Raw genomic sequence first — 20563 nt, forward strand, 5'->3', positions numbered from 1 at the left:
CTTCCGATCTAGCTGAAGGGGTGTCAACCCACGTCGGCTCAACTGTGCAAGCACAGAGATGGACGATACTACATCCACATTCAACTGAGCGACGACGCTCCTGAACCCATTCGGTCGGACAAGGGGATTGGCGTTGATTTCGGTCGGCGTGAAATCGCTAAAACTAGTACCGATAACGGTTGGGATGCTAAGCAGTTGAATCAAGCCCGAGATCATTTCGCCAAAGTGAGAGCATCGCTCCAGCAAAAAGCCTCGAAGGGCACACGGTCGAGTCGGCGTCGATGCCGACACGTCCTGCAACGGCTGTCGGGGAGGGAGAGACGTTTTCAGCGATGGCTCAATCATTCCATCAGTGCATCCATCATTCGTGAAGCAAAACAACTCCATGCCATTGTTGCTATCGAGGATTTGACAGGCATTCGAGATAGAATCAACCAGCAACCGAGAAACACGACCGAGCGGAGACGGTCTAACAGTTGGGCGTTCTATCAGTTGCGACAATTCTTGGAATACAAGGGTATCAAGGAAGGAGTTGAGGTGGTTGCTGTACCCCCTGCCTATACCAGTCAAACCTGCCATTGTTGCTTGCATATTGGGCTGAGGACTGAAAAAAAGTTCAAGTGTGGGCATTGCGGATGGATTGGTGATGCAGACCTAAATGGAGCAATCAATATTGCGCTTTTGGGGCAGTCCGTAACGCTGCCTGGAGGCTCCTGGCTGGCTTGCGAGATAGCCGGAGGGCTACAGAAAGCCTCGCCCTTCTAGGGCGGGGAAGTTTACACTCCTACTCAACAACCCCTAATTGACACTAAATGACGATTGATTTTTCGACGGCGCAGCAGTTTAGTCACCAGCTCTTTGCAGCTCTTAAACCTGCGGAAGCTTTGTTCATTGAGTTTACGGGGGAGTCGAGCCAATTCATCCGCTTTAATCGGGCACGGGTACGCCAAATTGGCACAGTGGCGCAAGCGATGGTGACCCTGCGGCTGCAAACCCAGCAGCGGACGGCCAGCAGTTCGTTTCCCTATACTAGCGACATCGATCAAGCGTGGGCGATCGCCCAGCTTGAGGCGCTGCGCTCAGAGACGCTACAACTGCCGGAAGACCCCTACCTCAGCCCGCCGGTAGATACTGGCTCGATTCAAGAGACCTATATGGGCTGTCTGTTGCCTCCTGAGGCGGCGGTGGAAGCGCTCCTAACGCCGGTACACGACTTAGATTTTACTGGCATTTACAGTGGCGGCACCATCGTGCGGGGGAGTTTTAATTCCGCCGGTCAGGATCACTGGTTTGCAACGGAAACCTTTTGCCTCGACTATTCGCTATTTACGGCGGCGGGCAAGGCCGTTAAAAATACCTACGCCGGTACCCATTGGGATCAGGGGGTCTATCATGCCCAAATTGAGGGCGATCGCCAGCAGTTATCTCAACTAGACCGACCCGTGCGCTCCCTCAGTCCCGGATGTTACCGCACCTACTTTGCCCCGGCGGCGGTGGCGGAATTGGTGGGAATGCTCTCGTGGGGTGCCGTCAGTGAGGCCAGTTATCGCCAAGGGGGGAGTGCTCTTGCCAAGCTGCGGGATGGTGCTGCCTCCCTATCGCCCCTATTCAGCTTGCACGAAGACTTTACCGCAGGAACCGTTCCCCGTTTTAATGCCGATGGCGAGATTGCCCCAGCCTGTGTGCCCCTCATTACGCAGGGACGCCTGCACACGCTCTTGATCAGCCGCCGCACCGCCCAAGAGTACGGCCTGCAAGCGAATGGTGCCAGTGCCCACGAAGGATTGCGATCGCCCCTAGTTTTACCGGGAACACTGGCGGCAGAGGATTGCCTCAGCGCCCTAGACACCGGCCTTTACGTGGGTAACTTGCACTACCTCAACTGGAGCGATCGCCCCAGTGGCCGCATAACCGGCATGACCCGCTACGCCTGCTTTTGGGTCGAACAGGGGAAAATTGTTGCCCCCATTACGGATCTGCGCTTTGACGATAGCCTTTACGCCTTTTGGGGCGAGCAACTAGACGCTTTCACCAACACAGCCGTCTGGATTGCCAATACCGATACCTACGAGCAGCGATCGCTGGGCGGCATCACAGCCCCCGGAATGTTAGTAAAAGCCTTTAACTTCACCCTTTAGCAACGTGATGTACAACCTTGCCGACCCGTACAGACCCGTACAGAGAGGATGGAGCAGAGAGCATGGCCACCGCAGTTCCTCTGTTCTGCTTGTCGGTCATCGTTGCTGGGTGCTAAGCTTGGGCGTTTGGTAAACTTCCCCGCCCTAGACGGGCGAGGCTTTCTGTAGCCCTCCGGCTATCTCGCAAGCTAGCCAGGAGCCTCCAGGCAGCGTTACGGACTGCCCCAAAAGCGCAATATTGATTGCTCCATTTAGGTCTGCATCACCAATCCATCCGCAATGCCCACACTTGAACTTTTTTTCAGTTCTCAGCCCAATATGCAAGCAACAATGGCAGGTTTGACTGGTATAGGCAGGGGGTACAGCAACCACCTCAACTCCTTCCTTGATACCCTTGTATTCCAAGAATTGTCGCAACTGATAGAACGCCCAACTGTTAGACCGTCTCCGCTCGGTCGTGTTTCTCGGTTGCTGGTTGATTCTATCTCGAATGCCGGTCAAATCCTCGATAGCAACAATGGCATGGAGGTGTTTTGCTTCACGAATGATGGATGCACTGATGGAATGATTGAGCCATCGCTGAAAACGTCTCTCCCTCCCCGACAGCCGTTGCAGGATTTGTCGGCATCTACGCCGACTCGACCGTGTGCCCTTCGAGGCTTTTTGCTGGAGCGATGCTCTCACTTTGGCGAAATGATCTCGAACTTGATTCAACTGCTGAGCATCCCACCCTTTATCGGTACTAGTTTTAGCGATTTCACGCCGACCGAAATCAACGCCAATCCCCTTGTCCGACCGAATGGGTTCAGGAGCGTCGTCGCTCAGTTGAATGTGGATGTAGTATCTTCCATCTCTGTGCTTGCACAGTTGAGCCGACGTGGGTTGACACCCCTTCAGCTTGCTGCGCTGGTAGTGTCCTATGTCCAGTTTGATGTGTTCTCTACATCCCAGCAGGGTCAGGCTGACTGTCCAATCCTTCTCCCGAAAAGAGAAGATTCGGGCATCGTAGTCTGCCGAAGTTGGACGAAACGCTTTGACCGGTTTGCCCTTCACTTTGGCTGTTTTTCGATTCGCCCCAACCCTAGCACAAACCCTGACTGCCTGATTAGCACTCAACCCAAACTGTTCTCGCAGGTCGTTATAGACCAACGACTGAATCGTTGTTTTGCTGGTTGTTTTGGGTTTGACGCGCTCATTGGCATAGTTGCAAGCAGCAGCAAACGCCTGAAGCAATGCCTCAATCTTGGCATTTTGTTCAGGTGTGGTTGCAAGTTTGCAAACTAGTGTCAGAGTTTGTTTCATCCTCTTATAGTCCCACATGTAACTATGAAAAACAAGCGTACTAAACTTGGCAATTTCGGGGGTATTGAACCCCTCTCAATTGCCGCTCCCGTCTCTCCCCGACCTGAAGGTGCGGGGCTTCTCGGAGGTTTTCTGTGATAGGTTTGCAACGCCAGCAACTCAAGCGGCGTGCTGCCATAGGTATGCACAACCCGTAAAGGACGGGTACTACCTAGCTCATGTTTACCTCTCTTAATGGGTTGACTGGTTATCAGCAAAAACGCACTGCTTCGGGTCGCTCGTGACTGATACTGTGTAGTTGCCAGCGCAGAAACTGGTTGTTCTTGAGGTACGTATTGCGCACCCATTTGATTAAAGGCACATACTCAGGATAGGTGTTGAGCCACTCCTGCAATGTCAAAGGTGTCCAGAAATGGTGGAAACGGTCAATTTCCAGATAAAGTTTTGCTGTGGCATCGAGCCTGACATCGAGGCAAAAGCCTTGGTGAACTGTCCACCCTTGTGCTGGACTCTCCGAGGGTTTCCGCTCCCAGATGCGGATACTGTTGTTGCTTGCTCGGTCAACGTCCTCTCTATCTCGCTGCTTAAAGTAACGGTATAATTCTTGGCGGCATAGGCTCTCCAAGGCTTCGCGATCCTCAAGACGGGTGCAGTCAAAGACCCGACGCGGCTGGGGAACCAGTTGCCACGCCTCCGTCTCAAGTTGTTCGGGGGGCTGGCGAGTCACAATGGCACTCCCCCAGCGAGCGGCAGGAACCGCTAACTGGTAGCACACCTTATTGAGGGCATAGGCTTCTGTTCCTAGTTCAGGATTCTGCTGCCACTGGCATGTAAATGGATAAAGGAGTCGTGCCTCCTCCTCAAGGGTCTTAACACAAAACTGGTTGAGGATCACTGGGTAGGAGTTGCCAGAAGATGTCATGCTGTGGCTCGAGAATGTAATGCGCTAGGGGCGATCGCCCTATTTTACTCTGTCAAGGCTGGTTCAAAATTCCTAGAGGGCTAAGGGTGCAGTGCCACCTTAATCACTTGTCGTGCTTTCATCGCTTGCAGCACCTGCTCAATGTCGGTAAGGGGTGCGTGGCCACTTACAAGCATTTCAAAGGGTAAGGTTTGGCTGGCAATGAGGGCAAGGGCTTGACGAACAAAGGCAGGCGTATTGTGAAACACTCCCTTGAGGGTGAGTTCTTCGTAGTGCAGGCGCTCAGTATCGACACTGATGCGGGTTTCCCGCGGACAGCCGCCAAAGAGATTAATCGTTGCCCCCGGACGACCGCAGGCGATCGCCACTTCCCACACCTGCGGTACGCCTGTGGCTTCAATCACAATGTCAGCACCCCGTCCTGTCGTCCAATCTTTGACCACTGCTGGCATATCTTCGCACTGATGATGGTTCACCACCTGCTCTGCACCGAAGGTCTCGGCGATCGCCAACCGTTGATCCGAGCCGCCAAAGGTGAGTACCCGTGCCCCCTGCTGAGCCAACACCCCCACAAACATTAAACCAATGGCACCATCGCCAATCACCACAATCTGGGGTGGACTCGGCCACTGCTGCATCTGGGGCTGCCACCCGCAACGTGCCACGCCGTGCAGGACACAGGCCAGCGGCTCCGTCAGGGCAGCCATCTCCTCGCTCAGGTGCTCAGGAATTGGCAGGAGGTTATGGCGAACAATACTGGCGGGAACCTTCAGATACTCAGCAAACGTGCCATTGTTAAACTCAAGGTGCGGACACAGCGAAAACTCCTGCCGCTGGCAATAAAAGCACTGGCCACAGGGCGCAGAGTTATTTGCTACCACGCGATCGCCCAGTCGCCAACCCGTCACCCCAGCACCGAGGGCAACAATTTCCCCTGCGGCCTCATGGCCAAAGAGAATGGGCGGGGTTAACATGCGGGCATGGCCGCCCCGCCGCCACACTTTCAAGTCGGTGCCACAGGTGGTTGCCGCTTTCACACGGATCACCACTTCGCCAGCCGCTGGCGTTGGATCCGCCACGCTTTCAATGCGCACATCTTCTTTGCCGTAGAGCACTGCCGCTTTCATGATGACCCGCTAGGACAACCTCTTGGTTTTTATACCATGTGCTCTCTTTGTACATATTTGTACATAGTTTTAGGGCTAAGATAGAAAAGGAATGTAAAGAAATGTAACAATGCCTCACTTAGCGGATCAAGTGGTATTAGTGGTAGGTGCCACCGGTGGGATTGGCCGTGCCGTTGTCGAGCGGTTAAAAGGCACGGGAGCAACCTTAGTGTTAGCCGCTCGTTCTGGCGATCGCCTCCAGCAGTTAGCCGCCACGCTCTCAGGGGAGCGTAACGTGCAGAGTCACCCCTGCGACATTACCCAGCCGGATCAGGTTGTGCAGTTAATGCAGGCCATTCGCGAGCAACACGGGCGGCTCGATGTCCTGATTAATGCTGCTGGGGCAGGCTTACTCAAGCCCTACGCCAAAATTACCCCCACAGAACTAGAGCAGATGCTGGCGTTAAACCTGAAGGGCTGCTTCTACACCACTCAGCAAGCAGCGGAACTCATGAAAGAGCACCAGCAAGGACACATCTGTACAGTCGTGGGAATTTTGGGGAAGCATTCGATGGCCATGGCAGCCGCCTACTGTGCCGCCAAGTTTGGGGTGGTGGGCTTTAGTAAGTGCATGGCCGAGGAACTCAAACGCTACGGCATTAAGTTTAGCCTGTTCTATTTTGGCGGCGTGGATACGCCCTTTTGGGATGGCGTTAGCCTCAAAGTCGATCGCCAGAAACTCTTGCAGCCAGATGCCGCAGCAGCCCTGATCCAGGCTGCCTTGGAAACCGATCGCCACGCGGTTCCCCTTGAGCTAAGTTTGATGCCCGATAGTCACGTGTTTGTCTAGAGGCAATTTTTTCTAGAGCCAATGGACTAGGCTAGAACGTACAGCATTTGAGATGAGGATCCATGCAAGACGGACGGGTGATTGCCGATTCCCTCTCGCCAGCAGGAATACGGCTGGTCACACTTCAATTAACCTATCCACGGTTTATCCATAGCGAACTGCTCACCCATCGCGTATTTTCCCGTAATTCTGCCAGTTCTCGCGCCGTTCCCGTCAGCAAAATGATGGAACAGGTGAGGCAAAACCCGGTGATACCCTACCACTGGGGGCAAAACCAGAAAGGGATGCAAGCCCGCGTAGAAAGTGAGCATAAGGAGGCGGCAAAGGAGATTTGGCTAGAAACTCGCCTTGCCGTTTTAGAGGGTGCCCGTAAGCTGAACGAATTAGGGATTCACAAGCAGGTCGTAAATCGGATGCTAGAGCCGTGGATGTGGATGCAAACGGTGGTCAGTAGTACCGAGTGGGAAAATTTTCTACATCTGCGCAACCATCCCGATGCCCAGCCAGAAATGCAGTCCCTTGCCAAGATGATCCAACACTTACTTGAAACCCATACACCCACACCGCTAGCTGTCGGCGAATGGCATTTACCCTACATCGAGGAACGCGATCGCCAACAATACACCCTCGAGCAGTGTAAGTACATGTCTGTTGCTCGTTGTGCTAGGGTGTCTTACTATCTGCGGGATGGTCAACGCAGTGATCCCGCGTCGGATTTGGCACTGTATCAGCGGCTGGCTGGGGCAGACCCCAAACACTTGTCGCCCCTTGAGCATGTGGCAGAGTGCATGGGCGATCGCCAACACTATGCCAACTTTGTCGGCTGGCGACAGCTCCGCCATTTTGAAGAAGCAACTGTCTCTAAGGTATAAGTGGTTGCTCAAGGCTGCCTATAGGTGAGTGACCAAACGTGAAAATAGCGGTAGGATACTCAAGGATGCTCTCAAGTTATTCAAGTCTCTATGGGTCAGCCACCTACGGTCATGCCTGCCGTTCCTGCCAAAGTGTCTGTCTTTAGCTATCCCTTGCACTTGGTGGACAATGCCCCAGAGTGGCTATTGATGCAGCAGCGCAGTGGCCGGGGTCAGCACGTTGTCACCCTTAACTCAGAAATGGTGATGCTGGCGGAGCGCACGCCACGCTTTGCCGAGCTTCTGCGGCAAGCAGACTTAGTGATTCCTGACGGCTCCGGGGTCATTCTTTACCTCAAGCTCTACGGCCTATCTGTAAAACGGCAACCAGGAATTGAGTTTGCCGAAGCCCTACTGAAGCTGGCCAGTGAGTCTGACCATCACAATCGTGTCTTTTTCTATGGCGCGGCACCGGGCGTTGCTGAAACGGTGGCTGGGCGCTGGCAGGCTAAGCTCCCCAACCTGAAGGTTGTTGGTGTAGAGTCGGGTTACCATGATGCCAACACCGAAGCTGAACTGATCCGGCGGTTAGAGCGTTTACAACCCAACATTATCTTTGTGGCCTTAGGGGTGCCCCGCCAAGAGTACTGGATTCAAGACCATCGCCATGTGTGTCCGACCGCCATTTGGGTAGGTGTGGGCGGCAGTTTTGATATTTGGGCGGGGCAAAAGCAGCGCGCCCCCAAGCTCTTTCGCAATTTACACCTCGAGTGGCTCTATCGCCTCTACCAAGAGCCCTGGCGCTGGCGACGGATGTTGGCACTGCCACAGTTTGCATGGAAAGCCCTTGTGAGTCGTTTATACGGGCGGCGACGTTAACGCTTCCTATGGTCACCGCTACAGCAGTGCAAAGACCTTCAACCGCTCAATCGAGTCCTGATGTGATTGCCGAGCTAAGGCAAGTCACAAAGTGTTTTGCGGCGCATTCGCCCTGTCTTAATGGCGTCAGCCTGCAACTGCGGCAGGGGGAATTCTATTTTTTAACAGGGGTCTCTGGCTCTGGGAAGTCCACCCTGCTCAAGTTATTGTCCGGTCAGATAACACCGGATCACGGCAGTGTACACCTTTTTGGACAAGCGCTCACCCCCCACGATGATAGGGCGATGGCACGGCTGCGGCGACGGTTGGGGGTGATTTTTCAGGACTTTAAGTTACTGGGCGATCGCACCGTGGCAGATAATGTGGCCTTTACCCTCCTTGTGCGCGGCACCCCTAAACCAGAACTGCAGCAGCGGGTGCACACGGCTCTCAAACTGGTGGGGCTGACCGCCAAAGCCAGCGCCTACCCCGACGCTCTTTCGGGAGGCGAGCAACAGCGCGTCAGTATTGCCCGCGCAATTGTGGGCGGCCCCGACCTGCTGCTAGCGGATGAGCCAACAGGCAACTTAGACCCCCAGACCAGTCAACAGATCCTCTACTTACTCCATCGCCTGCACCAGCATGGCCTCACGGTGTTGTTCACCACCCACGATCGTGCGTTAACCCAATTGCTTCCCCATCCTATTTTGCGATTACACCATGGCCAACTTCAGCAGGTTGCCACACCCATGGCCAACCCTTGACTTCTTAATTCCAGAAATGCGGCGCAGCCTCTGGCGCGGCGGCTGGCTCAATGGGGCTGCGGTGATTGCAGTGGCGGTAACCCTCTTTATCTTTGGTTGGGGCTGGCAGATGTCCCATACCCTCGGTGCAGCGGTGGCTGCCCTTGGCAACCGCCTTGAAATTACGGCCTACGTTGCCCCTGACTTACCGGAGACAGCCATAGCTCGTCTGAAGCAGGAGTTAGCTGCATTACCCGCCGTTGAACGCTTAACATGGATTGGGCGCGATCGCGCTTGGGCAGAGCTACAGGCAGATTTAGGCTTGACCACTCAGCAAGGAGATCTGCACCTGTTTGAGCAAAACCCCCTGAGTGACGAAGTCAAAATTCGCGCCAAGACCCTCGATCAGGTCGCTTCCTTGGCCACTCAAATTGCTCAGCAGCAGGGAATTGAATCGGTACAGTACCTTGAGCGGGCACTGAGCGGTCTGCAACGGCTGCAGCGAGTTATCCGTACGGCCACGATCGCCCTTGTGCTGTTATTGGGGGTCACTGTTGTGGCGCTGGTGAGCACCATTTTGCGGCTGATTATTTTAGTGCGACAGCCAGACATTGAGATCATGATCCTAGTAGGGGCAACCCAGCGCTGGATTTATACCCCCTTCTTTGTGCAGGCAACAGGCTTGGGGGGAATCGGCGGAGCAGTGGCTTGGTTGGCTGGAGCCAGCAGTAGCCAGCACCTACAGCACTGGTTGAGCCGCCAGTTTAGCGGCGGCGCCATAGCGAACAGTGTAACGCTGGAATGGAGTTGGCTGCTGGGCGTGAGCCTTGTTCTTGCAGGGATTTGCTTGGGTGGGCTGAGCACGCTGCTAGCAATCAAAACCGCTCCCCGAGGCTAATCGGCTGTGTAACAATAAATGGGGCAATCACAATTTTGTCGGTTATGACGCAAGCTACCCCTCCGTTAGACGAAAAAACCATTGTCCAAAACTACTTCAACACCACCGGCTTTGATCGCTGGCGACGCATCTATGGCACCGATACGGTGAGCAAAGTGCAGGCGGATATTCGCCTTGGTCATCAGCAAACGATTGATACGGTTTTGGCGTGGCTCCAAGCCGAGGGACACCTCAAGGGCAAGCTGTTTTGTGATGCGGGTTGTGGGGTTGGCAGCCTGAGCATCCCCCTTGCCCAGTTGGGAGCACGGGTCTATGCCAGTGACATTTCTGAAAAAATGGTGGCTGAGGCTCGCGATCGCGCCGCCGCCCAGTTGAATGGTCACCATGAGCTAATTCTCAGCGTCAGCGACTTAGAGGCGTTACGGGGGCAGTATCACACCGTCATTTGCCTAGATGTGCTCATTCACTATCCCGATGCGCAAATGGCAGGGATGCTAGCGCACTTGAGTTCCTTAGCCACAGAGCGACTCATCCTCAGCTTCGCCCCTAAAACCCTCAAATACACACTGCTCAAAAAAATTGGTGAGTTTTTCCCGGGGTCTAGCAAGGCAACCCGTGCCTATCTCCACAGCGAAGAGGAGATTGTGCAGCGCCTCAGGGCACTCGGCTGGCGTATCGAGCGCAATGCCATGACCAAAACCCGCTTTTACTTTTCGCGCCTCTTGGAGGCGGTACGGGCGTAACTCATGGTCAACGAGGTGGGGGTGTTCACCCTAGCTGAATTGCAAGCCTTGGCGCACCGGTGGGGTCAACACCTGCCCAGTGGCACCACGTTGCTGCTGGTGGGGGCACTGGGGGCAGGCAAAACCACGTTTGTTCAAGCCCTCGGGGCTGGGCTAGGCATCACAGACGTTATCCAAAGTCCCACCTTTACCCTGCTGCAGGAGTATCCCGAAGGACGCGTGCCCCTGTATCACTTTGATCTCTATCGCTTAAGTGCGGCGGATGTGTCAGAACTAGCACCGCAGCGGTACTGGTACGGGGAAGAGGTTGAGCTAGGGATTGTGGCAATTGAATGGCCCGATCGCCTACCACAGTGGCCTACCGATTATCTTAAACTTGAGCTTCAGCGGCAGGGCGATCGCACTCATCTGGCACTAACGGCTGTAGGGGCAGCGACAGTGCTGCTGCCCATGTGCTTAAATCGTTGAGGGCGCGATCGCGATAGGCAGCATAGCGCAGGGCTTTGGAGCGGACTTTCTCCGCCAAGGGCGGCAAAATGCCAAAGTTCGGGGGCATCGGCTGAAACGTTTTGCTATCAGCGGTACTAATGTAGTGAAACAGTGCCCCGGCCATCGTGGTGGGGGGCAACACCAACGGCGGTAACCCTTGGGCAATTCGTGCCGCATTGGTACCAGCCAACCATCCCCCCGCTGCCGCCGCCGTATAGCCTTCTGTGCCCGTGAGTTGCCCTGCCCCCAAGAGAGTGGGGCGATCCCGAAACTGCAAACTGGCACTCAGAAGTTTCGGCGCATTCAGAAACGTGTTGCGGTGCATCACCCCCATGCGCACAAATTCCGCCTGCTCCAGCCCCGGAATCAGGCGAAACACCCGCTGCTGCTCACCCCAGCGCAAATTAGTCTGGAACCCCACCAAGTTCCACAGTTGGCCGTGGCGATCCTCCTGCCGCAGTTGCGCAACGGCATAGGGACGGCTACCTGTCCGAGGATCCTGTAAGCCGACGGGTTTAAGTGGCCCAAAGCGCAGCGTATCCACTCCCCGCCGCGCCAACTCCTCTACCGGTAAACAGGCTTCAAAAAACTGGGCACTATCGCGCTCAAAATCCTTGAGGGGAGCCTGCTCCGCCTGACACAGCGCCTGCCAAAATCGCTGGTACTCGTCTGCAGTAAAGGGGCAGTTCAGGTACGCTGCTTCGCCGCGATCGTAGCGAGAGGCGAGAAATGCAATCTCGCGATTAATCGACTCCCCCACCACAATGGGGCTAGCAGCGTCAAAGAAACTGAGATACTCTAACCCCGTCAACCGCTGCAAATCTGCACTCAGGGAAGGACTGGTCAACGGGCCTGTGGCCAGTACTGTAATGCCGCTTTCGGGGAGGCGCGAGACCTCACTGCGTCGGAGTTCCACCAACGGATGAGTCTCAAGGCAGCGGGTGAGTTCACGGCTAAACTCGGCTCGATCCACCGCTAGCGCTCCTCCTGCTGGCACCGGATGGCGATCCGCTGTAGCAATAATCAGGGAGCCAAGAGCGCGTAATTCGTGGTGTAATAACCCCGTGGCGCGATCGCTGGCCTTTGCACCAAAGGAGTTACTACACACCAACTCCCCTAGCTCTGCCGTATGGTGGGCAGGACTGGGAACGTGGGGGCGCATCTCGTAGAGGATCACCGGCAACCCTGCCCGGGCAATTTGCCATGCTGCCTCCGTCCCTGCCAAGCCACCGCCAATCACTACAATTGGTTCCATGCCTACCCTTCTGGCGGTGACTCAACCGCAACCCCTGGCCCCTCTGGCAGCAGGTTCTCCTCTGCTTGAGGCTTAAACACCAATCGCAGTAGCGGCGGCGCAAGGAAGGTCGTTAAAATCACCATCACAATAATGCCTGCTTCTAAGGATTTCGAGAGCACACCACTGGCAGAACCCACCGCTGCAAAAATTAACCCTACTTCCCCCCGGGGAACCATACCAATCCCAATGGCCCAGCGATTGATCCCAGGCTGGCCAAACACAGTTGCGCCCGTTACCACCTTACCAAGGATAGCGACGACTACGAGAAATGAGGCAATAATCAAGCCAGCGCGATTTTCTGGCTCTAGGGGATTTAAGACACTAATATCCGTGCGCGCTCCCACACACACAAAGAACACCGGCACCAGCATATCGGCAATGGGTAAAATTTGCTCCTCCAGTTCCCGCCGTTTTTCCGTTTCTCCCAATACCAAGCCAGCGGTAAATGCCCCCAAAATTGCCTCCAGTTGCAGAATTACCGCTACATACCCCAAGACAAAAGCAAAAATCAAGGAAGGAATCAGCAAGCTCCCTCGGGTACTCAGCCGATCCACCATCCCCAAAAAGAATGGACTCAGCAGCCGCCCTAGCACCACCGACCCCACCAAAAACACCACAGAACTCAGGATCAGATAAATCACGTTGCTAACTTCCACGGTGCCGGTTTTGGCAAGACTGGCCACCACTGCCAGCACAATAATGCCAAGAATGTCATCCAGCACCGCTGCGCCAATAATGATTTGCCCTTCACGGGAGGTCAGCCGTTGAATCTCTGCTAAGACTTTTGCCGTGATACCAATACTGGTGGCGGTCAGTGCCGCACCCGCAAAAATGGCTGGCACTAGATCCACATGAAACAACGTGACAAGGCCAAGGGTACCCGCAGTAAAGGGGGCAACCACCCCCACAATGGCCACAACCGCTGCCTGAGGCCCCACCTTCAGCAAGCCCTGCAGATCCGATTCAAGGCCAATCTCAAACAGCAAAATCATTACGCCAATTTCTGACAGCACTGAGATCACTTCACTGGCGGTACTGGCCACTACTGAAGCCACCGTGCCATCCATCCCCGCTGTTTGCTGAATAAATGTGGTCAATACCGACGGTTCAGTGACGGCACCTTCGGAAAATACCAGTAGATGCAGCACCGAAATGCCAACGACAACCCCTCCCACCAGTTCCCCCAACACGGGTGGAAAGTTAATGCGGGCGCAAATTTCACCGCCCACTTTACTGGCAACGTAAATGACCACTAAGCTCAAGAGCACCGCCGCAAGGATCAAAGGACCAGCTTCTGCCAAATTCAGGGCTTCCGCAGCAACATCAGCAATTGAAGGCACAAAAGGTAGCGTAATGAAAGGCATAGGGGCAAATCGTTAAAAACTCTTTACCTAGTTAAGCACGGTGGTTGTTTGTACTCAACTAGAAGGGACACTTATGGAACATATTGGTTAAGGCCGATGTTTTTTGCCCAGCCCCAAGCGGCTTCAACCGGTTTGTCTAGCAACTCGCTCAAGGAGAATGGCAAACTAGCAGCGTACACCCCTTTGTAGGAATGCCCCCATGAATTTTAGTCCAGAGTCCTTAATGCCAACAGAGCCTCTTCGACAGAATCAACAGAGGATGGACAGCTATTTTGGTGATTTCTTTGGCTTGATGCGCAAAGCGTTGGTTGCGGGGGGGTCGGAACTGGGCTTAGGTATGACTCTCTTTTCCCTAGCAGTGAGCATTCGCGCCAGCCGCATTATTGAAATTGGCCGATTCAAGGGATTTTCCACCCTATGCCTTGCCAGTGCACTGCGATTTATTGATGCGGGTTGGCAGGAGCCGCAACAGCATAAGCAGCGACCGGATATTGACTATACGGACTGGGAAGCCCCCAAACAACGTCAGCTTTTTTCTATAGATCCCTTTCCAACCCAAGATGCAGAGGATTTGATTGCTGAGGCGAACCTAAAGCACTATGTTCAGTTCATTAATGCCCGTTCGGATGAAGTGACAATTGAGGGGTTAGTTGATCTGATTTTTATCGATGGTGATCATAGTTATGAGGGCTGTAAAGCCGATGTGTTCAACTATGTACCCTGGTATTTACGTCCGGGGGGATATTTTATCTTGCACGATTATTATGGCTGGTATGACGACCAAGGTAACAATAATTCTCCTGTAAAACAAGTCATTGATGAGCTGATAGAAGAAGGCTTGTTTGAACACCTACTTGTGGATACAGGTTACCAGTCATTTACGGTGTTCCGCAACCCAGCATGAACAGAGCGCTTTGACATCCTTCCCATGCCTAAAGGCAGGGGCTTTACGGCGTTCTTCGGTAAAATAAATACGTTCTTCGGTAAAATAAATATACTGAATGTTCGGGCTAATCAATGCAAGAGACTGCAATGAAGTATGGTGAGCGTGCTATTGAAGAAGGTCAACTGATTACCTTTCCCAACCCGCGCCCTGGTCGGCACTATACAATTGAGATTACGCTGCCTGAATTTACCTGTAAATGTCCCTTTTCGGGCTATCCTGATTTTGCAACTCTTTACGTTAGCTATAGCCCCCATGAAAAGGTCGTGGAGCTAAAGGCGATTAAGCTCTATATCAACAGCTACCGCGATCGCTACATTTCCCACGAAGAAGCAGTGAACCAAGTTCTCGATGACTTAGTCGCAGCCTGTGACCCCCTGTACATGCAAATCAAGGGCGATTTTGCACCGCGGGGCAATGTGCATACCGTGATTACCGTGGAGCATCGCCGTAGTGCCTAGTTTGCTGCTAAAATAAGAGATTGTAAAATTGCGGACGTAATTCAGTGGTAGAATGTCAGCTTCCCAAGCTGAACGTCGTGGGTTCGAGTCCCATCGTCCGCTTCATACAACCAGTCTTGACGAACCTATGGTTCTTCCTGCTGCACAGTTAGTGTCTCAGCTCAACGCCAAAAAGAATGACTTTTTGCAATACGATAGCGAGTTGAGCCAAGTTTGGCGAGCCTATCAACAAGCCTTGAATCATGCCCAAGCCCTATCCCCTGCGCAGTTGTTGACCACGATTCCGCAAGAGATTGAGTGGTCTGGTGCCCGTCCTTTGGAGCCTTGGCCACAGGAGTGGCGAATTCCCCTCGGTATGTCATGGCCTCACCGCGACGCGGCTCGATCTTGGGCAAAGGAGCAACTGCAGGGGGTAACCACGATCGCCGTTGATGGATCGCAAATTTTACCCACCGAGGAGATTTCAACCCCTGTAGGGGTGGTTCAAGCGGGCTGGTTTATTAATCCCCATTGTCCTGATCAGCCCTATAGCAAAGACATCCATCTTGAGCTAATTACCCCTGCTGAGCTATGGCAGGCTCGGCAGCATTACAATCAAGATCAACCGCACCGCTTTAGCGATCGTTTTATTCACTTAAAGCGATTTCAGTTAGAGTTGGCAACCCTGCGCCAGTTAATTGCCACGAGGAGTCTTCCTCGCCAGACCTTGGCTCTCTTTGATGGCTCTCTTGTGCTTACCTTTGCGGAATCCTACGATCATCAGTGGCAGCAGCAGTACGTCCAAGGGATTTGCGACACTCTCCAGCAGAGTGAGCAGCAGCAAGTACCTCTTGTTGCGTATATTGACTATTCTCAGGCGCGGGATTTAGTCACCCTGCTGTGCCATACCCACCACCTTAGGAGAACCAACCAAATCTTTGACTGCCACTTGCTGAATGACGTGCTGTCTCAATGGGGCGATCGCTCCCCATTTTTCGTGTGCGATCGCGGCGATGAGGATGGTTCTGCTGCCATCTTGGGTACTTACGGCACTTGGTCGCACCAAATCGGTTTTTGCTACCTGAAGGCTCACCAAGGATACCCCGTGCGCCTTGAGCTGCCGGTTTGGATCTATACAGCGGGACTGCTAAATAGTGTGATCCGCTGGTTGTGCGGCGAACTCATTAGTGGTCAGGGGTATCCCTACGCCCTAGAAGCCGCCGATCAGGTGGCCGTTCTCCAAAGGAGCGATCGCCAAGCCTTTCTCAAACAGCTTCAACAATGGGCAGAGCAAGTGGGGGTTGAACTGCGCTTTAGCCGCAAGTGGGTGAGCAAACAATCTCGCCGCTAGCTCCTAGCTTTGTGCCCGCCGCAAAAAGCTCATCGGATCAACCGCGCCGCCTCCTTGGGGATGAATTTCAAAATGAACGTGCGGACCGGTGCTGCGGCCAGTACTGCCCATTTCAGCAACCTGCTCGCCCTGCTGAACATACTGACCAACGCGCACCAAGTTGCGATGATTGTGGGCATAAAGAGTCAAGGTACCATCACTATGGCGAATTTCGACTAGGTTCCCATACCCCCCAGAATTCCACTGGGAATAGGTCACAACCCCTGCGGCTGCGGCATAAATGGGAGTACCCACCGGCGCAGCAATGTCAATACCACGGTGCATCCGTCCCCAGCGAGGGCCAAAGCCAGATGTCAATACCCCACGGGCAGGCCAAATGAAGTTTGTTGTTAAGCTGGGCAAAAAGCGATCGGAGGCCGGTAAGGGGGGTAAATTAAGATTGCTAGGTAGCGGTGGTGTAACAATTGAGCGCGCCACTTGTACCGGCACAGGGGGAGCGATGGGTTGCACCGGTGCCACAGGAGCGACCGTTGTTGTTTGGGAACGATTAGCAATGGTTGGTTGTGGCCGCACTTCAGGGGTTGCGGGAACCGTTGTTGCCTGAACAGTCGCCAGAGAAGGGCCAATCCGCCGTTGGCGATCAACCGCCCGGCCAAAGGGAACCGGATTGGCTGTCACCCTCATTTGTGACGAGTTGGCGGCTTGTAAGGGCGCAAAGGCCACTCGTCCAGAGGAGCGTTCTACATCTGGTTGTGGGGGTATGGCTTCAGGCTCTACACCTGCTGTCGTCTGCTCCAGAGCCCCCCCCACAGACAAGGGCACATCAAGGGTCAGTGAGGCCACAACTGTAGTGGTTGCTCGGGTCACAAGGGTCGCAAGGCTATCGGTGTTTGCACGGCGATCCACAAGCCTAAAGGTCGGCTCTGAGGTGCCGCTGAGGCGTTCTAGAGGTGCGGCACTAGACAGGGTTAAGGGGTTCGAGGCAGGCGTGAGAGAGGAAAACCTAGCCTGTGGCAGAACTGCTTGCTGCCACGCCCCTTGGGTAATTCCCGCAAGCGGCTCGCTATCCTGAGCGAAACCAATGCGCTCGGGTGACTGCCCAAAGGTAGAAAATTCATCGGTGTTTGTGCTAAAGGCAACAGATTTTGCGAAAAAGGAGGGCAACCCAAGCACTTCAGCGCGATCGCCGAGCAATGTGGAGGTATCAAGGGCCTGAGCAGGGCTGATAACGGCTGCTGTCCCAAGGGAGAGCAGTGGCAGATAGGAACAAACTGAGCACAGCGACCGACCAATCCTAACCGAGGGGGTAACGAGTGCATCCTGAAGTACAGCAGGGGTACGACTATCGTTGTTCAAGGTAAGCCTCCTCGCACACAAAATACCTGGTGATTCGACAAATCGGTTTGCTGAGAACACAACAATCCAACAGATTGCTACCTAGGTAGCTGACTGAGTCTATGCCTAAAACTGTCCCAAAGCAGTGAATATGCAAAGGATGTTTTTGCAAGACAATGAAACTTCTAGGTGACTTTACCGAATCCCTCAGCAAAAGACAAGCCTTGACGCAAGCCACTCCCACCCATGCACCACAGCGAATTATCTACAAAAGGGGATAAATAGGATATTTCTCTGGCAAATTTTTAATTAAAAACCCTGAATTCACAACGGCTTCACGATAATTTATTTTTTGCAGATAAAATCAATGCCCCTCTTCAACGTAATAAGGAAAATAAAGTTTATGCAGGACTAAGTATAGTTTTTTTTAATAATGTAAATTCTGTAACAATCACCCCATCGGGGGTGGTTTGCGCCAAAGTGTCCTAGTATAATTGTGCCAATCCATGGCAAAGTGGCACAATCTAATGATGGGTGATGTGGCTTCCATGAAGGGCTTGCACGCAGAAGGTGATCAACCGCAGCAGACGTGGGAGAATCAAAGACGCAATTTGATTCGCAATTTTTGCCAATGGCTGCAATTACAATTACCTCCGATGATGCATGGCAGATTCAGCCCAACGGCCAACCCTTGCGGGGAACTATTCACGTACCGGGGGATAAATCCATCTCTCACCGGGCACTAATGCTAGGGGCGCTAGCAACAGGAACCACCTACATTCAAGGCCTATTAGTAGGGGACGATACCTGTAGCACGGCGGCATGTTTTCGGGAATTGGGGGCAACCATTTCTGATCTCAACTCAGACTTGGTAACAGTTGAGGGCATAGGAAGCGGTCGCCTGAAAGAACCTCTAGATGTTCTGAATGCTGGCAACTCTGGCACAACCATGCGGCTTTTGCTAGGCATACTGGCTGCTCAAACGGGTCGTTTCTTTACGCTGACAGGAGATGCATCCCTGCGATCGCGCCCGATGGGACGAGTCGTACAGCCCTTGACCCAAATGGGTGCCCAAATTTGGGGACGAGATGGGCATCGCCGCGCCCCGTTGGCCGTCCTAGGGCAGGCGCTGAAACCCATCACCTACACTAGCCCCATTGCGTCAGCACAGGTGAAATCAGCCATTTTGCTAGCGGCACTGCCGACTGAGGGAACAACGATTCTTCGAGAACCCTACCGTTCTCGCGATCATAGTGAGCGAATGCTGCAAGCCTTTGGTGCCCAGCTTACTGTAGAACCCGAAGAGGCCACCGTGGAACTCACAGGCCCTTGCCAGTTAAGCGGCCAAACCGTGATTGTCCCAGGGGATATCAGCTCGGCAGCGTTTTGGTTGGTGGCGGCTTCGATTACCCCTGGCTCAGAATTGCTGTTGACCAATGTGGGGGTGAACCCGACTCGCACCGGCATTTTAGACGCACTCTGGAACATGGGCGCTGATATTACCCTAGAAAACGAACGCATGGCGACAGGGGAACCCGTTGCCGACCTGCGGGTGCGCTCCACTCAGCTCCAAGGGACGACGATTTCTGGTGCTTTAATTCCGCGCTTAATTGACGAAATTCCAATTCTTGCTGTTGCTGCAGCCTTTGCCACAGGCACGACCCAGATTCGGGATGCTGCGGAACTGCGGGTCAAAGAGAGCGATCGCCTCGCGGCAATTGCAACTCAGTTGCAACATCTTGGTGCAACAGTTACAGAAATCAGCGATGGTCTTGACATTACTGGCGGCGCGCCCCTCTACGGTAATGCTCTTGAGAGCTATGGGGATCACCGGATGGCCATGAGCCTTGCGATCGCCGCGCTAAATGCAAAGGGGTCGAGTCGGATTCACCAAGCGAGTGCTGCTGCCGTGTCCTATCCAAATTTTGTAACAACGCTGCAACACATTGCTTGATACCCTAAAAATTAGGATAACTGGCTAAGAATTTTGCCGACAGCTAGACCCATGTGCTAGTATCAAATAAATTATTTTGGTCTTACAGCCCTACGGTATTCCTAGCGTTAAAAACTGTAATATTGCTGTGCTGTAAACTGCTTCCTTGCGTTAGTCATCAAGCTCAACATAAGACCAAGTTAGACCCAAAATGATACAGAATCAAAAAAACACGGTACTATAGCATCATCTGCGCTGATAAACCATCGTACTGTTGCAATCATTGCAGAAACAATCAGTATCCCTGTTGTTCTCGGTTTTTAACTTCAAAAAAGGCTGCACTAATTCAACCATGGCAACAATTCAAGAATACATTCACGTTCAGGATCAATGGTCATTAGACGAGTTGGTGGAAATTGCCAACGAGCTACTGCCCCAGCACTTGCCTCAAGAAGACTCTAAGAACCGTGTTTTAGAGGAAGTCAACCCTCGTCTTGTGCGTCACTATACCTCCTGCAAGCTGATTGATCGCCCAGCCCGCATTGGTCGTGAAGGCCGCTACGGCTATCGCCACCTAGTGCAATTATTAGTAGTGCGCCGTCTTTTGATGGAAGGCTACACTGCGGGTGCCATTTACAAGCTGGTGTATCGTATGAGTACCCCTGAGCTACGGGCACTACTAGAGCAAGGGGTTCACCTGCAACTGAATCCACCACCGATCAATCCTGCCCCTGCCTTTTTGCAACAGGTTCAGGATCGCACTGAACATCGCTATCCTGAGCCAATACGCGCCAGTGCTGTCCGCCGCACTACCGAAGTCCCGCCGCCTAGTTCGCCCCGGCCGGAAACGTGGAACCGGGTGGAGGTGGTGCCGGGCTTTGAGGTGCATATCCGCGAGGACTTTGACTTTCCGCAGATCAACCGTGACCAAGAGGCACTGGTGAAACAGTTAGTGCAGCTACTGTCGTCCTACACGCAACGCTAGCCGCTACCGGCGATC

Annotated in this window: 19 protein-coding genes, 1 tRNA gene and 1 pseudogene; 15 read left to right on the top strand and 6 right to left on the bottom strand. The window is 53.6% G+C overall.

The window, feature by feature from the left end:
- Positions 1-12: 12 nt before the first annotated feature.
- Both L5220_RS03885 and L5220_RS03890 read left to right on the top strand, forming a co-directional pair.
- A pseudogene (locus L5220_RS03885) lies at positions 13-765 on the top strand (RNA-guided endonuclease InsQ/TnpB family protein); the annotation flags it as partial.
- Positions 766-812: 47 nt separating this feature from the next.
- Entirely contained in the window at positions 813-2138 is a 1326-nt protein-coding gene (locus tag L5220_RS03890) for a TldD/PmbA family protein (protein WP_499571733.1), read from the top strand.
- Between the two features lie 144 nt (positions 2139-2282).
- Here L5220_RS03890 and L5220_RS03895 read toward each other — a convergent pair whose 3' ends face one another.
- From L5220_RS03895 to L5220_RS03905, 3 genes are all read right to left on the bottom strand, one after another.
- On the bottom strand, positions 2283-3440 hold the full coding sequence (locus L5220_RS03895; RefSeq protein WP_499571735.1) for an RNA-guided endonuclease InsQ/TnpB family protein: 1158 nt from the start codon (positions 3438-3440) through the stop codon (positions 2283-2285).
- A gap of 250 nt (positions 3441-3690) precedes the next feature.
- Positions 3691-4362 (bottom strand): hypothetical protein, encoded by a 672-nt coding sequence (locus L5220_RS03900; protein WP_499571737.1) that lies wholly within the window; start codon positions 4360-4362, stop codon positions 3691-3693.
- Positions 4363-4442: 80 nt separating this feature from the next.
- Positions 4443-5489 carry a zinc-dependent alcohol dehydrogenase gene (locus L5220_RS03905; RefSeq protein ID WP_499571739.1) on the bottom strand — a complete coding sequence of 349 codons (1047 nt, stop codon included), beginning with the start codon at positions 5487-5489 and terminating at the stop codon, positions 4443-4445.
- A gap of 109 nt (positions 5490-5598) precedes the next feature.
- Here L5220_RS03905 and L5220_RS03910 point away from each other — a divergent pair, with 109 nt between their 5' ends.
- The 7 genes from L5220_RS03910 (at position 5599) to tsaE (ending at position 10879) form a co-directional block, all read left to right on the top strand.
- Positions 5599-6318: an SDR family oxidoreductase gene (locus tag L5220_RS03910; RefSeq protein WP_448514392.1), complete on the top strand. Its 720-nt coding sequence runs from the start codon at positions 5599-5601 to the stop codon at positions 6316-6318.
- A 62-nt stretch (positions 6319-6380) separates the two neighbouring features.
- The gene (locus L5220_RS03915) at positions 6381-7190 is read left to right on the top strand and encodes an FAD-dependent thymidylate synthase (RefSeq protein WP_499571742.1); all 810 of its coding nucleotides are present in this window, start codon (positions 6381-6383) and stop codon (positions 7188-7190) included.
- Positions 7191-7280: 90 nt separating this feature from the next.
- The gene (locus L5220_RS03920) at positions 7281-8048 is read left to right on the top strand and encodes a WecB/TagA/CpsF family glycosyltransferase (protein WP_499571744.1); all 768 of its coding nucleotides are present in this window, start codon (positions 7281-7283) and stop codon (positions 8046-8048) included.
- A gap of 8 nt (positions 8049-8056) precedes the next feature.
- Positions 8057-8791, top strand: a complete 735-nt coding sequence (gene ftsE, locus L5220_RS03925) for a cell division ATP-binding protein FtsE (protein ID WP_499571746.1) — start codon at positions 8057-8059, stop codon at positions 8789-8791.
- A complete protein-coding gene (locus tag L5220_RS03930; RefSeq protein ID WP_499571748.1) occupies positions 8748-9668 on the top strand; it encodes a cell division protein FtsX in 921 nt (306 codons plus the stop codon). Before ftsE ends, L5220_RS03930 begins: the two co-directional genes overlap by 44 nt.
- A 44-nt stretch (positions 9669-9712) precedes the next feature.
- Entirely contained in the window at positions 9713-10411 is a 699-nt protein-coding gene (gene bchM, locus L5220_RS03935) for a magnesium protoporphyrin IX methyltransferase (RefSeq protein WP_448514397.1), read from the top strand.
- A gap of 3 nt (positions 10412-10414) precedes the next feature.
- A complete protein-coding gene (gene tsaE / locus L5220_RS03940; protein WP_099799501.1) occupies positions 10415-10879 on the top strand; it encodes a tRNA (adenosine(37)-N6)-threonylcarbamoyltransferase complex ATPase subunit type 1 TsaE in 465 nt (154 codons plus the stop codon).
- Here the strand turns inward: tsaE and trmFO are convergent.
- Complete coding sequence (trmFO, locus tag L5220_RS03945; protein WP_499499465.1) at positions 10782-12155, bottom strand: FADH(2)-oxidizing methylenetetrahydrofolate--tRNA-(uracil(54)-C(5))-methyltransferase TrmFO; 1374 nt, start codon at positions 12153-12155, stop codon at positions 10782-10784. The genes tsaE and trmFO overlap by 98 nt on opposite strands.
- Before the next feature lie 2 nt (positions 12156-12157).
- On the bottom strand, positions 12158-13561 hold the full coding sequence (locus tag L5220_RS03950) for a cation:proton antiporter (protein WP_499571753.1): 1404 nt from the start codon (positions 13559-13561) through the stop codon (positions 12158-12160).
- 259 nt (positions 13562-13820) lie between these two features.
- Here L5220_RS03950 and L5220_RS03955 point away from each other — a divergent pair, with 259 nt between their 5' ends.
- The 4 genes from L5220_RS03955 to L5220_RS03970 all read left to right on the top strand — a co-directional run bounded on the left by L5220_RS03955 (position 13821) and on the right by L5220_RS03970 (position 16295).
- Complete coding sequence (locus L5220_RS03955) at positions 13821-14465, top strand: class I SAM-dependent methyltransferase (protein WP_499571755.1); 645 nt, start codon at positions 13821-13823, stop codon at positions 14463-14465.
- A gap of 128 nt (positions 14466-14593) precedes the next feature.
- Entirely contained in the window at positions 14594-14965 is a 372-nt protein-coding gene (gene queF / locus L5220_RS03960; protein ID WP_499571757.1) for a preQ(1) synthase, read from the top strand.
- Positions 14966-14995: 30 nt separating this feature from the next.
- A tRNA-Gly gene (locus tag L5220_RS03965) sits at positions 14996-15067 on the top strand.
- A gap of 25 nt (positions 15068-15092) precedes the next feature.
- Positions 15093-16295, top strand: coding sequence for a DNA double-strand break repair nuclease NurA (locus L5220_RS03970; protein ID WP_499571759.1), 1203 nt, complete (start codon positions 15093-15095; stop codon positions 16293-16295).
- A 3-nt stretch (positions 16296-16298) separates the two neighbouring features.
- Here the strand turns inward: L5220_RS03970 and L5220_RS03975 are convergent, their stop codons facing one another.
- Positions 16299-17651, bottom strand: coding sequence for a M23 family metallopeptidase (locus tag L5220_RS03975; protein WP_499571761.1), 1353 nt, complete (start codon positions 17649-17651; stop codon positions 16299-16301).
- A 604-nt stretch (positions 17652-18255) separates the two neighbouring features.
- Here L5220_RS03975 and aroA point away from each other — a divergent pair.
- On the top strand, positions 18256-19584 hold the full coding sequence (gene aroA, locus L5220_RS03980; protein ID WP_499571763.1) for a 3-phosphoshikimate 1-carboxyvinyltransferase: 1329 nt from the start codon (positions 18256-18258) through the stop codon (positions 19582-19584).
- 331 nt (positions 19585-19915) lie between these two features.
- Complete coding sequence (locus L5220_RS03985; protein WP_499571766.1) at positions 19916-20548, top strand: MerR family transcriptional regulator; 633 nt, start codon at positions 19916-19918, stop codon at positions 20546-20548.
- Positions 20549-20563 lie beyond the last annotated feature (15 nt).

The organism is Synechococcus sp. PCC 6716, from assembly GCF_022570815.1.
Classification (GTDB): domain Bacteria; phylum Cyanobacteriota; class Cyanobacteriia; order Thermosynechococcales; family Thermosynechococcaceae; genus Thermosynechococcus; species Thermosynechococcus lividus.

Bases quoted from the DNA above. Each gene is read 5' to 3' on its own strand.
- queF (WP_499571757.1), top strand. From the start codon at position 14,594: ATGAAGTATGGTGAGCGTGCTATTGAAGAAGGTCAACTGATTACCTTT.
- ftsE (WP_499571746.1), top strand. From the start codon at position 8,057: ATGGTCACCGCTACAGCAGTGCAAAGACCTTCAACCGCTCAATCGAGT.
- L5220_RS03920 (WP_499571744.1), top strand. From the start codon at position 7,281: ATGGGTCAGCCACCTACGGTCATGCCTGCCGTTCCTGCCAAAGTGTCT.
- trmFO (WP_499499465.1), bottom strand. From the start codon at position 12,155: ATGGAACCAATTGTAGTGATTGGCGGTGGCTTGGCAGGGACGGAGGCA.
- tsaE (WP_099799501.1), top strand. From the start codon at position 10,415: ATGGTCAACGAGGTGGGGGTGTTCACCCTAGCTGAATTGCAAGCCTTG.
- L5220_RS03900 (WP_499571737.1), bottom strand. From the start codon at position 4,362: ATGACATCTTCTGGCAACTCCTACCCAGTGATCCTCAACCAGTTTTGT.
- L5220_RS03950 (WP_499571753.1), bottom strand. From the start codon at position 13,561: ATGCCTTTCATTACGCTACCTTTTGTGCCTTCAATTGCTGATGTTGCT.
- L5220_RS03895 (WP_499571735.1), bottom strand. From the start codon at position 3,440: ATGAAACAAACTCTGACACTAGTTTGCAAACTTGCAACCACACCTGAA.
- bchM (WP_448514397.1), top strand. From the start codon at position 9,713: ATGACGCAAGCTACCCCTCCGTTAGACGAAAAAACCATTGTCCAAAAC.
- L5220_RS03915 (WP_499571742.1), top strand. From the start codon at position 6,381: ATGCAAGACGGACGGGTGATTGCCGATTCCCTCTCGCCAGCAGGAATA.
- L5220_RS03930 (WP_499571748.1), top strand. From the start codon at position 8,748: ATGGCCAACTTCAGCAGGTTGCCACACCCATGGCCAACCCTTGACTTC.
- L5220_RS03970 (WP_499571759.1), top strand. From the start codon at position 15,093: ATGGTTCTTCCTGCTGCACAGTTAGTGTCTCAGCTCAACGCCAAAAAG.
- L5220_RS03890 (WP_499571733.1), top strand. From the start codon at position 813: ATGACGATTGATTTTTCGACGGCGCAGCAGTTTAGTCACCAGCTCTTT.
- L5220_RS03910 (WP_448514392.1), top strand. From the start codon at position 5,599: ATGCCTCACTTAGCGGATCAAGTGGTATTAGTGGTAGGTGCCACCGGT.
- L5220_RS03985 (WP_499571766.1), top strand. From the start codon at position 19,916: ATGGCAACAATTCAAGAATACATTCACGTTCAGGATCAATGGTCATTA.
- L5220_RS03955 (WP_499571755.1), top strand. From the start codon at position 13,821: ATGGACAGCTATTTTGGTGATTTCTTTGGCTTGATGCGCAAAGCGTTG.
- L5220_RS03905 (WP_499571739.1), bottom strand. From the start codon at position 5,489: ATGAAAGCGGCAGTGCTCTACGGCAAAGAAGATGTGCGCATTGAAAGC.